Source organism: Vibrio sp. ZOR0018 (assembly GCF_963865925.1).
In the GTDB taxonomy this organism is placed as follows: domain Bacteria; phylum Pseudomonadota; class Gammaproteobacteria; order Enterobacterales; family Vibrionaceae; genus Vibrio; species Vibrio anguillarum.
Genome location: NZ_CAWMCN010000065.1, coordinates 1 through 679 on the forward strand (window position 1 = coordinate 1; position 679 = coordinate 679).

The following is a 679-nucleotide window of genomic DNA, read 5'->3' on the forward strand; positions in this document are numbered from 1 at the left end:
ATTACTTACCACCATACAGCCCAAACTTAAATCCAATAGAGCGACTTTGGAAAGTAATGAATGAGCATGTGAGGAACAATGTTTATTTTTCCTCCACAGCGGTATTTACCTCTGCAATCAAAAACTTTTTCGATGTAACATTACCAAAAGTTGCAGACTCACTTACGTCCAGAATTACGGATAATTTTCAGATATTGGAACCAGCATCTTCACGTTGAACGGGTATAAACCATTAATTTATAAACCAAAATGCTAACTCAGCAAAGAAACAAAAACTAGAATTTAGCGGTTTGGAAGAAAAGTGACGAGCGTAGCATGCTCGGCAGACGTTTGGATGCTGAAGGTTATTTTGCCGCTGAGTTCACAGCACTAAACAACTCAACGCGAGCAAGAAACAGCAAATATGTGATGATTATTTATTGCTTAAGTGCACTATTAAAGATAGTGTACTTGCTCCAATGCCGATCAGTTAAGACTTTAATCGGCAGATCAGTTGAATGGTCCTACCTTTATGTAAAAATCCGATAGACCTTGTTTATCGGATTTTTTTATGCACGTTTCTCAAGCCCTCGATAACAGCTTAACGCTCTTCGACAAAAGCTTTTACTCCCTAGGTTTACTTCAAGCATGGCGTTCGCACGGCATCAATCGCCATTGGCTTATCCCGATGAAAAAAGGG

At 39.3% G+C, this 679-nt stretch carries 1 protein-coding gene; it reads left to right on the forward strand.

All coding sequences use genetic code 11. The features are described from left to right. Nucleotides 1-218: transposase (locus AACR75_RS02760; RefSeq protein ID WP_197056823.1), on the forward strand; the 218-nt coding region annotated here is incomplete at its 5' end. Nucleotides 219-679 lie beyond the last annotated feature (461 nt).